This is a genomic window from Aeromonas veronii bv. veronii (assembly GCF_000820225.1).
GTDB lineage: Bacteria > Pseudomonadota > Gammaproteobacteria > Enterobacterales > Aeromonadaceae > Aeromonas > Aeromonas veronii.
On sequence record NZ_CDDK01000011.1, the window covers coordinates 584 to 14813 of the forward strand.

13 protein-coding genes and 1 pseudogene are annotated in these 14230 nt (G+C 58.4%); 6 read left to right on the plus strand and 8 right to left on the minus strand.

Annotation, left to right across the window (positions count from 1 at the left end; genetic code table 11):
* Window positions 1-1143: pseudogene (locus tag BN1139_RS04410) on the plus strand (hypothetical protein); the annotation flags it as partial.
* An 11-nt stretch (window positions 1144-1154) separates the two neighbouring features.
* The gene (locus tag BN1139_RS04415; protein WP_005351436.1) at window positions 1155-1631 is read left to right on the plus strand and encodes a hypothetical protein; all 477 of its coding nucleotides are present in this window, start codon (window positions 1155-1157) and stop codon (window positions 1629-1631) included.
* Here the strand turns inward: BN1139_RS04415 and BN1139_RS04420 are convergent.
* Both BN1139_RS04420 and BN1139_RS04425 read right to left on the minus strand, forming a co-directional pair.
* The gene (locus BN1139_RS04420; protein ID WP_005351434.1) at window positions 1609-2055 is read right to left on the minus strand and encodes a hypothetical protein; all 447 of its coding nucleotides are present in this window, start codon (window positions 2053-2055) and stop codon (window positions 1609-1611) included. The genes BN1139_RS04415 and BN1139_RS04420 overlap by 23 nt on opposite strands.
* Window positions 2042-2809, minus strand: a complete 768-nt coding sequence (locus tag BN1139_RS04425) for a hypothetical protein (RefSeq protein WP_005351432.1) — start codon at window positions 2807-2809, stop codon at window positions 2042-2044. The genes BN1139_RS04420 and BN1139_RS04425 overlap by 14 nt, the downstream gene beginning before the upstream one ends.
* 167 nt (window positions 2810-2976) lie before the next feature.
* Between BN1139_RS04425 and BN1139_RS04430 the strand changes: the two genes are divergently transcribed.
* Window positions 2977-3822, plus strand: coding sequence for a DUF1194 domain-containing protein (locus BN1139_RS04430; protein WP_005351431.1), 846 nt, complete (start codon window positions 2977-2979; stop codon window positions 3820-3822).
* A 195-nt stretch (window positions 3823-4017) separates the two neighbouring features.
* Here BN1139_RS04430 and BN1139_RS20785 read toward each other — a convergent pair whose 3' ends face one another.
* The 3 genes from BN1139_RS20785 to BN1139_RS04435 form a co-directional block, all read right to left on the minus strand.
* Window positions 4018-4665 (minus strand): glutathione S-transferase family protein, encoded by a 648-nt coding sequence (locus BN1139_RS20785; protein ID WP_005351429.1) that lies wholly within the window; start codon window positions 4663-4665, stop codon window positions 4018-4020.
* 370 nt (window positions 4666-5035) lie between these two features.
* Window positions 5036-5761 carry a hypothetical protein gene (locus BN1139_RS20790; RefSeq protein WP_013723800.1) on the minus strand — a complete coding sequence of 242 codons (726 nt, stop codon included), beginning with the start codon at window positions 5759-5761 and terminating at the stop codon, window positions 5036-5038.
* Between the two features lie 366 nt (window positions 5762-6127).
* A complete protein-coding gene (locus BN1139_RS04435; RefSeq protein WP_005351427.1) occupies window positions 6128-7543 on the minus strand; it encodes a GumC family protein in 1416 nt (471 codons plus the stop codon).
* A gap of 157 nt (window positions 7544-7700) precedes the next feature.
* Between BN1139_RS04435 and BN1139_RS04440 the strand changes: the two genes are divergently transcribed.
* The 3 genes from BN1139_RS04440 to BN1139_RS04450 are packed head-to-tail and all read left to right on the plus strand — an operon-like array spanning window position 7701 to window position 10673.
* Window positions 7701-8816: a glycosyltransferase gene (locus tag BN1139_RS04440; RefSeq protein WP_005351426.1), complete on the plus strand. Its 1116-nt coding sequence runs from the start codon at window positions 7701-7703 to the stop codon at window positions 8814-8816.
* A gap of 31 nt (window positions 8817-8847) precedes the next feature.
* On the plus strand, window positions 8848-10041 hold the full coding sequence (locus BN1139_RS04445) for a glycosyltransferase family 2 protein (RefSeq protein ID WP_005351425.1): 1194 nt from the start codon (window positions 8848-8850) through the stop codon (window positions 10039-10041).
* A complete protein-coding gene (locus tag BN1139_RS04450) occupies window positions 10038-10673 on the plus strand; it encodes a sugar transferase (RefSeq protein WP_005351424.1) in 636 nt (211 codons plus the stop codon). Before BN1139_RS04445 ends, BN1139_RS04450 begins: the two co-directional genes overlap by 4 nt.
* 292 nt (window positions 10674-10965) lie before the next feature.
* Here the strand turns inward: BN1139_RS04450 and BN1139_RS04460 are convergent, their stop codons facing one another.
* The 3 genes from BN1139_RS04460 to BN1139_RS04470 all read right to left on the minus strand — a co-directional run bounded on the left by BN1139_RS04460 (window position 10966) and on the right by BN1139_RS04470 (window position 14230).
* Complete coding sequence (locus BN1139_RS04460; RefSeq protein WP_005351423.1) at window positions 10966-11967, minus strand: glycosyltransferase family 4 protein; 1002 nt, start codon at window positions 11965-11967, stop codon at window positions 10966-10968.
* An 80-nt stretch (window positions 11968-12047) separates the two neighbouring features.
* Complete coding sequence (locus tag BN1139_RS04465) at window positions 12048-13538, minus strand: SpoIIE family protein phosphatase (RefSeq protein WP_005351421.1); 1491 nt, start codon at window positions 13536-13538, stop codon at window positions 12048-12050.
* Between the two features lie 23 nt (window positions 13539-13561).
* The gene (locus BN1139_RS04470; RefSeq protein WP_005351419.1) at window positions 13562-14230 is read right to left on the minus strand and encodes a P-loop NTPase family protein; all 669 of its coding nucleotides are present in this window, start codon (window positions 14228-14230) and stop codon (window positions 13562-13564) included.

The window sequence follows — 14230 nt, forward strand, 5'->3', positions numbered from 1 at the left end:
GCCGGGCTCACCCTGCTGGCAGGGGTGCCACGGCGTCTGGTGCTGCAAATGACCGTCCCCAGAGACGCCCCGGCGGGACGCTATCTGGGCAATATTCAGCTGCTCAGCCAACAGCAACTGGTGCAGCTGCCACTGACTATCGAGGTGCTGCCGCTGACGCTGCCCGCGGCCAGCAAGCCCGTCGGCATCTATGTCGAAGCGCCCCCCTATCTGAATTGGCTGAGCCCCAATCCCGAAGCGTTAAAAGAGCTGATCGCCGAGGCCAGTCGCTGCGATCTGGAGCGGCTCGCCAAACTCGGGATCAGCGGCCTCTCGCCCGCCCTGCCACAGGATGAAGCGGGGATGCAGGAGATCATGGGAGAGGCGGCCGGGCTCGGCTTTGTGCCGCCCCTGCTGGCCTATACCCCGCTCAAACGCTGGGGGGGAGACCCTGCCAGCCAGCTTGATCAGTGGCAGGCGCGGCAACAGGGGCTGACCGCCAGCGGCTTGCCGCCGCTGGCATGGAGCCTGTTTGATGAGCCGGATCTTGCCACCCTGCCCGCCATTACCAGCCTGGCGCGGGAGATGAAACGGCGGGATCCGGCGGTGATCCGCGCAGGCCACTTCAATCATCCGGGTCAGGTTGGTCTGCTGGCAGAGGTGGAGATTGCCCTGATCAACGCAGGCTTTGGCGCCGACAAGGCCGATGTGGCGCGGGTGCGCCAGCACAAGGTCACCCCCTGGTTTTACAATCTGGGCACCCCGAGAGCCGCCGGGTTCTATCTGTGGCAAAGCGGCGCCGAGGGCTATTTGCAGTGGCATGGCCGCATGCCCACCGCCCTGCCCTATGACCCCACCGACGGGCGGGAGAGCGACTTTATGCTGCTCGGCCCGCAAGCCTGCGAGGCGCACCGCCTCTCCCACGATCTGTTGCTGTTGCAGCAAGCCATCGAAGATCTGCGCTGGCTCGCATGGCTGGAGCAGGAGGCCCGCTATCAGGTGGATGCCGCCCTGCTGCTGGAGCGCCTGCGCGATCAGCTGCCGACCCGCTGGCAGGTGGCAGAGCAACTGCCCTCTGCCGCCTGGATCCAGTGGCGCCGCGAGATTGAACAACTGGCCAAGGGATTGAAAACATTGCAAACTGGTGCCAACTCATCCTCCTGAAGTGACTGCGTATGGCCAACCAGACTCCCCGCTCCACAGCCAAAGACAGCGCCCTGCACCGCCTGTTGCCTCTGATGCTGCCGCTGCTGATCCTCACCGGTTGCGCACGTCAGGAGCCGGTCAATGAGACCCTGCCGATCCTCAACCAGTTGCGGGAACAGCAGCTGGCCGAACAGCCCCAGCTGCAACTGCAGTACCAGAACGCGGAGACGCAACTGCCAGCGGATCAGGAGCAGCAGTTGCATCAATTTTTGGGACGCAAAGATCCGGCCCGGATTGCGCTGGTAAGCGGCCCCGGGCTGCAAACCGACATGCTGGAGAGTGCGCGGATGGCGAGCGTGCGGCTGACGGCCCTCACCCGCTTGCTGGGCTCCCGCGCCATTGAGCTGGAGCCCCGCTATGACCCCATGCTGGCCCCCAATACCTTGCTGATCCGCATTCTGCCAAACGGTGAACCGGGGTCAGTCACCCCAGCGGCGGCGCAATAAGGTCAATGCAAGAAGTCGGCAAGGCCACCCGATAGAGGGGATAAGGGGCCAGCCCCCACAACTTGCGCCAACCCTGGGTAAGACGGTACGAGAGCAGCGGCGGACTCTGGTGTAGCTCGCCTAAAAACATCACCCCCTGACTCATCCCTTCACCCGCCAGCGTCACTGACATCGCCTCCCGATCAGGCGCCACCAGCATGGCCTGCAGCAGACCGTCACAGCGGGGATGGGCCAGCTGATAGCTGACATAGGTGCCGCCCAATACTGGCGTAGCCACCCGCAAGCGCCAGCCCAACTGGACCAGCTCCAGCAGCATGGGCTTGGCCCCCTCGTTAACTGCCCGGTTCTGATAACGCCAGCCCATGGCGGCTGCACTGAGCAGCGCCACCAACAACAGCAGCAGATACCCCCTAGATAGATGCATCACGACGCCCCCGGATAAAGAGGATGGTCATCACCAGCAACATGATGGCCCACTGGTAGAGCTGGGCCAGCGAGCCGGTATGCAGCCAGCCATACCAGCGCAGATCCAGGCTCATCAGCACCAACCGCAGCTGATTGGCCCCGATATAGAGCAGGCAGACCAGCAGCAACATGGGCCACTGCCGGTAGAGGGGGCGCTCAGGCGCCAGCCAGCAGCAGGAGACCAGCCAGGAGAGCACCACCAGATAGAGTTGAGAAAACGAGGAGCACCCCTTGAGCACAATCAGGGCATGGCCCCCCAACCGCTCGATGCGATTGCCATCAAGGCGAGTCTCCCAGCCCAGCAGTTGCAACCACTGGCCCACCCCCCAGGCATCAAGCGCCAGCACAGGGCCGGAGAGCAGGGCAAACACCTGCTGCCCCCACAACACCGCCACAGTAAAGGCGAGCACAATCTGCAACACCGCCCGCTCATCGCCACTCTGATGACGGCGCCATAGCGAGGCCACCAACAGCAGACAGGCCAGCGCCTTGCAGCTGGCGCTGGGGATCAGGATCAGCAGGATAAAGAGGGCGAGCGCCAGTGGATGCGGACGCCAGCTCGGTGCAACCCGCGATGCAATTTGCCACCAGATAGCAATCAGCAACACCACCAGCAGGTTGAAGTGGCCCATATTGAGCCACACCATGCCCCACTGATTGGCCAAACCAAGTAGCAGCCAGTTGGGAGCCCACTGCCAGGGACGGATCTCCATCGCAACTCCTGCCGGTTATCAGCGCTTTTGACCTCTGTCGCAAGTTCTCGCAAGTTCCATGCCTGCCCGGCCTCACCCGGACCAAGCCAAGTCAGTGGATGCAACAAAGCTGGCACGCTTTATTCATTCCCCCTGCTGGCACTAGCGCCAAGGAGAAGGAGTGGGCAATGAAACTCAAACCGTTGGCAGGGCTGCTGGGGATGTTGTTGGTAACCTCCCCCGCATACGCCTTGACCGAAGTCGATACCGAACTGCAACTGCTGATGGATGTGTCGGGCAGCGTCAGTTCATCGGAATTCAATCTGCAATTACAGGGCTATGTGGACGCCTTTTACAGTCAGGATGTACAGAGCGCCATCCTCGACACCAGTGGCGACAAGCTGGGGTCCATTGCGGTACAGATGGTGATGTGGAGCGGCTCGACCCAGCAGAGCGTGATGACTGACTGGTTCCACCTCTACGATATGACCTCCATCAACAACTTCGCTGCCACCCTGGATGCCCTGGTACGCCCCTATGCGGGGATGACGGCCCCCGGTTCGGCCATGGCCTTTGGTGCCCAGCAGTTTGATACCAACAACTACACCGCCGCCCGCCAGGTGATGGATGTGTCAGGTGACGGTATCCAGAACAACGGGCTGGATACCTCTACCGTGCGGGATCAACTGCTCACCTCCGGCATCGATACCATCAACGGCATCACCATAGGTCAGGACTATGCCGATGGGGTGCTGCAAGAGTGGTATGTGGAGAACGTGGCGGGAGGTCAGGATGCGTTTGTGATCAATGCCACCACCTTCGCCGACTTTGGCAATGCGCTGGAGCTCAAACTGGCAGCCGAAATTGAGGGGGGCATTATTCCGGAAGGTGCACTGGCCGCCCCCATCGAGGAGATCCCGCTGGCCGCCCAGCTGCTGCTCGGTATGCCGCTACTGCTGGCCTGGCGCTATCAGCGCCGTCACCAAGGACGCCTGCAGCCCGCCAACAGGCAACTGGCACCCGCCATCGGCTGATTTATCACCCCGTGTGTCGCGATTAGGGAGCTATGGCTCCCTGATTTTTTGCTGCGGTTATAGCCTGAAATATTCAAGACACCATTTTACTTTTGATAGGTGTCTACGTATTACGTCCAAACTCACATATAACGTTACTACCACATTTCTATGAGACTGAATAAGAAACTAGTTAACGCCCCCTTGAACCGCTTGTCATAAGTGTGACTCAAAGGGAGTCAGGTCTATTCCCTCAGTTTTACAAACTGCTCTTACCGTCGGGTTGTTACTGAGACATTTTAAGTACAAAGCTAAGTGATGAAAGGTCATAGGTGACCGCTTAATTGGTAAAGACCACCCTGCAAGCATGAATAAAAAATAATCACATGCCGACAATTTATCGCCTAACAAATATTCGTTGTCTCTTAGCTGTTCGTTGATGATAGATAGAGCCTCTGTTATACGCTTATCCTGCGCCGCTACCATACTAGGTATCGATGCTTCATCAGTTGTATGTCGATGGGGATAGTAACGAACCATCAACTCAGCTTGGAGTGTGTTATTTAGAAATGCTAACCATTGGAAAAACAATGGGCGTTTTGGGTCGCCGAAAGAAGGTATTAATTCATACTCTGGATGCAACTCACAAATATGAGTGCAGATTGCAGAACTTTCAAAAATAGGCTGACCATCAACGACCAATGTTGGAATACGACCTGCTGGATTTAACTTCAAGTAATCAGACGATTTTTGATCATTATATTTTTTATCAACCAACAACAGTTCATAGTCTGCTTGAACATGATGAAGTAAAAAGTGCGGAGCTAGGCTCGCATTGTTTGGATAATAGTAAAGCTTGAACAAGACAGACTCCTTTCTGTTGATGCTTAACAGTTATTACAGGACCGTAGATTCGATTAGCAAAGCGCTATCGGACGTTCGCGGCCTTTCTGTAATATGCCTCTTTAACTCGCCAAAATTCTCCCATCTTGCCACTTCTCCGCCTCCTCCCCGAAACTCACTCTCGAACTGGCAGCCAAAGTCACCGGTTGTGGCGTACTTACCACATTGGCGGGGAATGCAACCGAGATCGTCCGATTACACCTACCGGCTAATCGAACCTACGAGCTACGAACCGCCACTAATCCTAATACATTGTGCCGTAATCACGGAAGCAGAACCAAGTCACAAATACCACGAATTGCGAATCCCTCTTAATTAATTTGTTTAATCCCTAAAAACCTAATCCTAACTGTTTCCAATTTTTTTCCCACCGTTCACATGCACTTATATAAGTGAGAAGTTCACTTTGTTCATGACTAAACATGTCTTGATTTGGATTAATAACATCTCGGATAGCTTTTTGCGCTAAAACATTTATAAACATTGCATTCTTTTGAAAACCACGCCAAGTCGTTGTAGCTACCCATTTATGCTCATGTAATGGACATTCTATATCAAGATGCTCAACTGATTGCTCAATAAGATGGAGATAGTTCTTATAAACAAACTCCGCGCCATGTAATAAACGACCAGCATCAATTATGTCATCTATAATGACCAACGTATCAATATCACTTAACTTTCTAGATAATTCAAATTTAGTGAAGTTTGCCAAGGAAATCTTACAATAACGCTCCAAAGGAGCGATACTTGAACATGAATGAATATATATTTTTTCAAATGTTTCCTTTGTACGATTGAGATGGTCATCCAAAGCTTTTTGCTTTTGTTGCTCAGTAATTACGTCTCGTTGTTGCGATACTTGCTCACGAATACCAATATAAGCCAGAAATGCAAATAAAGGTCCCAGAGTTCCACTTGCATATGAACCAAAACTGCCCCAATCACCTTGTTTGTTAGAAAACATTGGGATCTCATATATCACAAATTGTACAAAATATAATGTTAGCACCAGAAACGTTACGCAGGCACAGGCATACCACATTTTTTTCATCATATCTCTCATGACCTTATATGTATTACAGTGGCATTTAATAGTTATTAAATTAAAGTCAGGGGGATCATTTATAACCACCTTCCATATAAGCCCCCCAGTCATACAAAATGAAATATATTTAAAGTCAATCAACTAACAATATAAATTCGTTTTTTGAGAAATCATCACACCTCTTGTCTGACTCCAATCTTATCACTGTATAAAACCACAGTAAATAGAAGCACTGGCCTCCTCTACTTTCTCAATCAAAAATAATGTGAATAACTGAAAGTCATTTCAGCCATCTGCACGATATAAAAAAGGCCTTATCACAAGGCCTTTTCAGAAATATCCAGATTCAGACTGGCAGCCCGCGGGTTGCGCCAATCAACCCGGCTCCGGTGATAAGGGCAATACCTGCCCATCCAGCGCATGATCACTATGGGATGGATAGTCCGGCACCGGCTCGCAGTAGGGAATCCGGCTTAGCACCGGCGCCTTGACCAGGGCGGCCAGTTGATCGGAGCGGCGCAGGCTGGCATCCGCCAGTTCGGCCACCAGCGCCAGACCGCAGCCGAGCCCCAGTCCGCCAACAATGCCCGCCAGCAGAAACAGCCAGAGCGGGTAGTTGCTCGGCTTGCTGGGGGCGAAGGGTTTGTCGATCACCTTGATCCGCTCCCCCTGCTCGAAGTTGCCCAGATCGCCGGTCACCTTGGCCTTCTCATAGCGCAGCAGCAAATCCTGATAGAGGGTGCGTTTAACCGCCAGATCCCGCTCCAGCTCGGCGAGCTGGCGTTCGGTATCGCCCTGGGAGTCGACCACCTTGTCCAGCCCATCCAGCTGACTCTTCAAGCCAGCGGCGTTTTGCTCCGCCTCCGTCAGCTGCGTCTGGGCCAGCTGCCACTCGGGCCCGCGGGCCATATCCGGTTGGGATTTGAGCTGCTCAAACTCCTGCTGCAACTGGTCAATCTGATAGCGCAAACTCTGCACCTTGCTGTGCTCGTCGCTGTAGCGGGCCCGCAGCAACACCAGCTCGGTGCGCATCAGCTGCAGCTTCTCATCCAGCTGGCGGGCCAGCTGACTCTCCTGCCCCAGCGATAGCTGATCGACCCGGGCCTTGGCCTGCTGCAGGGTGATCAGGCTCTCGGCATAGCGCTCCTGCAAACCATAGAGACGGGCGACGTTGGTACTCTGCTGCTGGGGCAAGGCGCTGGCATGCTCCCGTTTAAAATCGGCGAGCAGCTGCTCGGCCGCTTGCAGTTCGCTGCGGCGGCTGTCGAGCTGGCTTTGCAGGAAACGTTCGGACGATTCCGCCGACTGGCGCCCCTTGCTGAGCAGGTTGAAGAAAAAGCGCCGCGAAATGGCTTCGAGCAAACCGGCGCTGTTGGCCGCCGAATCCGCTTTGACCTTTATCTCGATCACCTCATCGCCAATCAGCCGTAGCGAGACGGCACTCGAGAGCCAGTCCATGATGGCATCGCGCTGGGCAGGCGGGGTCTCGTCATTGACCAGACCGCGATCCCGCGCCACTCCATCGAGCACATAACGACTGCGCAACAGGGCTTCGAGCACCGCAAAGCGATCCTTGAGACTCTCCTGAGTGATCAGATCCTTGAGGGTCGGGGTCTGGTTGGCATCTTGCGGCACCATAAAGGTGGTGCGGCTCTCATACTCCTTGGGGGTGAGCAGGCCGACCGTCACGCCCACCAGCGGCATCACCAGTACCGGGATCACCAGCAGATAACGACGGCGCCAGGCGGCAAAGAGAATGATGTAGAGGTTGTAATAGAACTGGACAGGCATGGCATCACTCCCTGAGAAAAGCCCTCCCCCCGCACGATGCAAAGGCAATGCCACCAGAGGAGCTGATCGCCTCTGTGGGCAGATCGCAAGAGTGGTACAAGATTCGCATTCTCCCACTATCCGGGGTGTCACCCCTTCCCTTGCCGGAGCGCGAACCATGTTGTCATCAACCCCGTCGCACAGACCCTATCCCCGCAGAAGCTCCATCGTTCAAATCGTGCAGCACCTGCAGCCCGGCGGGCTGGAGACCATGGTGCTCAACCTCACTCAGGCGAGCCCCGCCGAGCAGCCGGTGCATATCATCTCCCTCGAAGGGCGCAAAGGGGATGTGCTAAGAGCATGGCCCGCTCTGCATCCCTTCGCGGGCAATATTCATTGTCTGGAAAAGCCCGCGGGCTGGTCGCTGGCGACCCTCTGGCGGCTCACCCGACTGCTGCGCCAACTCAAGCCCGTCGCGGTACATACCCACCATCTGGGGCCCATGCTCTATGGCGGCCTCGCCAGTCGGCTGGCCCAGGTGCCCACCCTGGTACACACCGAGCACGATGCCTGGTATCTCGATGATCCCCATCAGCGCACGCTGGCCCAGTGGGGGCTGCGCGCCTTCAAACCCATTCTGGTGGCCGATGCCACGCCGGTGGCTAACCAGCTGCTGGCCAAGCTGGGCCAGCTGTCGCCAACCGTGATCCCCAACGGCATCGATGAGCTGCGCTTTGCCCCGGGCGCCGCCGCCCTCGCCCGTCAGGAGATGGGATTGCCGCAAGGGGTCAAACTGATTGGCTGCGCCGCCCGCCTTGAGTCGGTCAAGGGACATACCTTGCTGCTGGAGGCGATCCGCGCCCTGCCGCAGGAGGTGCATCTTGCGTTGGCAGGGGTCGGCAGTTTGCAAAATGCGTTGCAACAACAGTGTCAGCAACTGGGGATCGCCCATCGGGTCCATTTTCTGGGGCTGGTCGAAAACATGCCGCGCTTCTATCAGGGGCTGGATCTCTTCTGCCTCCCCTCGCTGGCGGAGGGGATGCCGCTTTGCGTGCTGGAAGCGCAGGCCTGCGGGGTGCCGGTGGTGATGAGCGACGTGGGGGCGGCCAGAGAGATCGTCTGTCAGGCCAGCGGCCATATCCTGTCGGGGCGGGATCCCGACCGCCTTGCCCAGCTTCTGGCACAAGGGTTGCTGCACTGCCATAGCCTGCGTGCCGTCACCCGAGAGTTTGTGTGCCAGCAAAGCAGCTTGAGCCGGATGGCTCAGGCCTATCAGCAGCTTTACAGCCGCTGATCAAGTGACCCGATGACCAGAGGAGCATCCCATGGAATGGATCATGATCGTGTTCTGGCTGTGCGCTGTACTGGTGGTCTACCACCATGTCGGCTATCCCCTGCTGCTCAAATTCGGTGGTCGGCAGGCGCGCAAGGTGGCCAATCCGCCCCGCCCTCTGGATCGAGGGTTCAAAACAGACGCCACCGATGAGGCGCTGCCGACCATCACCCTGCTGATGCCGGTCTACAACGAGGCGGCGACCATCGCGGCCAAGCTGCAAAACCTCGCCAGCCTCGATTACCCCGCCGACAAGCTGTGGGTACATGTGCATTTCGACGGCTGCAGCGACAACAGTTACCCCATTGCGCTAAGCCAGCTCGGAGATCCCGCCCTGCAGCAGTTGCAGATCAGGCTGTTTGATCACCCCCGCAATCGCGGCAAGGTCGCCGTGCTCAACGAGGCCATGACCCGGGTGCACAGCGATCTGGTAGCCCTCACCGATGTCTCGGCCCTGCTGCCCATCGACAGCCTGCTGCTGGCGGTCGCCCATTTTGCCGATCCCAAGGTAGGGGTGGTCGGGGAAGCATACCGCTTCTGGCAACCGGGCTCCCAGGGCGAGGAGAGTTACTGGCACTATCAAAGCCAGATCAAGCTCTGCGAATCGGCCCTTGGCGGCATGCTGGGTGCCCACGGGGCCTTTTACATGATGCGCCGGGAGTGCCTCACCCCGCTGGCCGCCGATACCATCAACGACGATTTCATCCTGCCGATGCAGGCCATCGCCAAGGGGTATCGCGCTGTCTATGACAATCGCTGCGCCGCACTGGAGCTGGAAATTTCGGATGCCGCGCTGGAGGCGACACGGCGCAAGCGGATCGGGGCCGGCAACACCCAGCAGCTGCTGCGGTTACTGCCCCTGCTACACCCCAAGTTCGGCTGGATTGCCTTCAACTTTGCCAGTGGCAAGGGGCTGCGGGTGTTGATGCCGCTCTGCCTGACCCTGCTGTGGCTCTGCGCCATCCCGCTGGCCACCCAATCCCTGCTGTTTCAGCTGTTGCTGGGGCTGCAACTGCTGGGGTATCTGCTGGTCATCTTGATCCAGCTGACCCCTGTCCACCCCTGGCCCAATCTGTTTCGCAAAATCCACTATCTGGTGCTCGGACACTGGTACAACGGCATGGGCACCCTGCGCTACTGCCTGCGCGCCCCCATACGTTTCATGTCACAGGAGAAAGCCGTATGACACACCCCATTCCAAGATTGACCCTGGTGGTCAAACGCAGCATGGATCTGCTCGGTGCCACTCTTGGCCTGCTGCTGACGCTGCCACTGTGGCCGCTGATCATGCTGGCCATCCGGCTCGATAGCCCGGGGCCGGTGTTCTTTCGTCAGCTGCGGATCGGGCGCAGCCATGCCACCTATACCGAGCTCTTTTTCATGATCAAGTTTCGCACCATGCGCGCCGACGCCGAGGCGGCCACCGGGCCGGTCTGGTGTGGCAAAGGGGACAGCCGGATCACCCGCAGCGGCGACTTTCTGCGCAAAACCCGGCTCGATGAGCTGCCGCAGTTTATCAATGTGCTCAAGGGGGAGATGTCGCTGATCGGCCCCCGCCCGGAGCGACCCGGGATCGCCAACCGGCTGGAAGATGCGGTGCCGTACTTTATCGAACGCACCTATGAAGTGGCCCCCGGTATTACCGGTCTGGCACAGGTCAATCAGGGTTACGACGAGTCGCTCGATGATGTGCGCAGCAAGCTGGCGTTCGATCTGGCCTACTCGGTTGCCCTGCTCCACCCCTGGCGCTGGCTGGTGCAGGATATGCATATCATCGGCAAGACGATTGCCATCATGGTCGGCAAGAAGGGGCGCTAATTCCGCCGCGCCGACCTCAACCATATCTCAACGCCCATCAGGCCATTGCCACTGCAATGGCCTTTTTTATGGCGCATCTTTGTGGCACGTCCGCGGTGATCACAAAGAAGTCAGCGACCTGATCGCCATCATCTGGCCCCATCCATCCAAAGGCCTGATGCCTGTTTGACCAACCGCAGAAACCCAAGCGTTGCGTGATCACCGAAGCAATCCGCCCCCTGCTCCCCATAACACCGGCACATAAAAAAACGAGTAGCCAGCGGCCACTCGTTTTGACAGGTTTCTCCGTGATTCAGGCGCCGTAGACGGCCAGAATATCGGTCACTCTGTTGTTGACGCTGTACCCGCGGGCTATGGTGTTGCGGGCCGCCTGACTCATTTTGCTGCGCACCACCCCATCGCTGCGCAGCCAGTAGTTGACCAGCTCCGCCATATCCCTCACATGGCCGGGCTCCACCAGCCAGCCATTGGATTTATGGTCGATCAGATTGACCAGGCCCCCCACCGCAAAGGTACAAACCGGTATGCCGTGAGCCATCGCCTCCAGGGCCACCAGCGGCAACCCTTCAAAGCGGGAGGTGATGCAGAGCAGGTCGATGTTGTGCCACTCATTGGCCATGTTCTGGAAACCATGAAGCTGGACGCGATCACCATACTGCTGCAACAAGGCACTTTTCATGGGGCCATCCCCGTAGAGATGAAACGCCCCATCCGGGCAGAAGGCGGCCAGCTGGCAGAATGCCTCCGGCCCCTTTTCCGGCGAGAGGCGGCCGACAAAGGCAATCCGGTTGCCAGTTACCGTAGCCGGCGTCGCAGGCATGGGGACAAAGTTGCTGATCACCGTGCTTGGCACAGGCAATTTGCGAGCGATGGGCTCGCTCACTGCAATACACTTCGCAAAACGCGCTGTGGTGCGATCCAGCCAGCTGTAAAACTTCAGCAAACCCTCCCCGTCATCCCCACTGTGAAAGGTCGAAACCACCGATTTGCCGGTGAACCAGGCCGTCAGTCGCCCCAGCACCCCGGCCTTGTAGCCGTGGGTATGGATCAGCACAGAAGCCGGCTGGCGGGCCAGACGGCGCATAAAATCGCGGCTGTTTTGGCACACCTCGTAGGGCAAGCCCTGTTGTTTGAGCAGGGTCGTAAAGGGGGTCATGCCATGGTTGCTCACCAGCACTATGGTGGGGCGAAATCCCCTGGCCAGCAGATCGTTGGCGAGATGGATAATGTGAACTTCAATTCCACCGACCTGACGCGCATCGATGGCCAGCCAGATCTGTTGCATGGGTAACATAAGGCCCTCCTCCCGTGGCTCCATGCCACCTGAAATGAGGCGCTGCATAGAGCGGGCCAGTCAGGCAAAGAGGGGCAGGATCAGGCGCCGGGACAGGCGACCAGCAAGAGGGTCATGTCATCGAGGGCGGCATCATTGATGCGCTCATCAAACCAGCGGGCAATGCGATGAGCCAGTTGCTCAAGACCGGGCCCCGAAGTCAGGCAGATCTCTTTTAGCTGCGACTCCCAGCGCTGGCGCTCTGCGGCATCACGACTATCGAGCAGACCGTCGGTCCAGAACAGCAGGATCTCGCCGGGCTTGAGCTGACGCTCATTGGTCACGAAGTGGGGATCCGGGCGTAAACCGGGCAAGGGGCCGGTCACGCCGACCTGACGGATGGTGCCGGGCCCGACCAGCCAGGGCGCAGGGTGGCCCGCGCTGGCCCACTGCACCCGCCCCTCGTTGCCGAGTTCAATGCAGAGGGTGGTGAGCAGGGTAGCCCCAAGGAGCGGATCACTGTGAACCGCATTGGACAAGATGGTCAGCAAACGGGCGGGGGCGCGCTCCAGATCGTGCGCCGTCAGCAAACCGCGCAGATAACCGGCATAGGCATGGGCAAAGAACTTGGCTTCCGCATCGTGGCCCATCACATCCCCGAGCCACAGCACCCGATCCTTGACCAGCAGAAAGTCCCCGCCCCCCACGGTGGCCGCGCGGGTTTGCAACGCCAGCTGGTATCCCCCTATGGAGGTGGCAGGCAATAACGGGCGCAGCGCCGAGGTCATGCGCTGATCCAGCTGCTCGCCCCATTGCGACTTGAGCTGCTGCGAGCGTTGCAGCACCCGCGAAACCGCCAGCAACAGGTCCTGCTTGGTGATGGGTTTGACCAGAAAGTCATCGATCCCCAGCGCCCCCGCCCGACTCTGGGTCCACTGATCCTGATGACCGGTCAGGAAGATAAAGGGCACCCCCTTCATCTTGGGATCCTTCATCAACTGCTGGCGCAGCCCAAAGCCATCGATCCCCTCCATCTCGATATCGGAGAGCACCAGTGCGGGGGGCTGCTTTCCAAGCGCCAGCAGGGCGGCATGTGAGTCGGCATAACTTTCAACCCGGTAGTGCTCATGGAGATAGGCGGTGAGCAGGGCACGCATCACCTTGTCATCATCGATCACCGCGATCACCGGCAGTTGGTTGACTGGGCCCTGCTGGCGAAGGGTCACGCGATTGCGCTCACCGTCGCGAGAGAAGTGCACCTCGGCAAACAGCTGGTGCACCAGCGCCAGCCCGTATCCCCCCTCCTGCAGCTCATCGGGTAACGGCGCACTGGCAAGACCGGGTTGCGGGCCGCCATCATCCTCCAGTATCAGACTCAAGCCCGTTTCATCCTCTTTCAGAGTGAGCCAGAGCCGGGTCGCGGGAGGCGCTGTGTGTTTGACGCTATTGGTGGCCAGCTCACTGAAACAGAGCAGCCAGTTGGCTTGATCCTTTGGGGAGACCTGAAACAGGGAGAGTCCCTGCGCCAGCCGGTTGCGCAGTTCGCGCACCGCCTGCAGGGTTGCCGGAGCAGATCGCAACCAGTCATCCATATCGGGCCTCCATCAGCGGGCGATCAGATCCGGAAATTGAGCAAGGCGCTGCGCCGGCACCAGCGCTTGAGCCATTCGGTCACCCGGTTACTGGGCAGCCGGTTGAGCTCGCGCAAGATCTCGCTGGCCAGCCCCGGGTTGAGCTTGTCGTTATAGACTGCGCCAATCAGATTGGCCTCGGCACGAGTCAGTTTATCCACCGCACTTTGTACCACGGTCGTCGGGGTCACCCCCGCCAGCACCACCAGCAGCGCCCCTTCACAGGCCCCACACACCTGATCGGCCGGAATATTGCCCCGATTGAGGGCGGTGAGCGGCGAGGTATCGAAGATCACCACATCGTAATGCTCCAGCCAGCGAACCAGCAGCTGACGCAAGGTATCCTTATTGCGAAAGGCCATCAGATCCTTGCCCGGCGCCTGGAGCAGCGACAACGACCGGCCAGTGGCTACCGGCTCGGGCACATCATTGGGCCCCCAGGCAACCGCCGTGGCGCGGCCGGGATGATAGAGGTTGAGATCCACCAGCAGGGTGCGCAGCCCATCCGCTTCCGAGCGCCTTGCCAGCGCATCGCAGATGGAGCTCACCCCCTCTCCCCCTTCCGACGAGGTGACCGCCAGCGAGCGGATCCCCCGGGCGACCGTCGCCGCGTAGAGGGATTCGAGCTCCAGATATTGAATGGGGATGCTCAT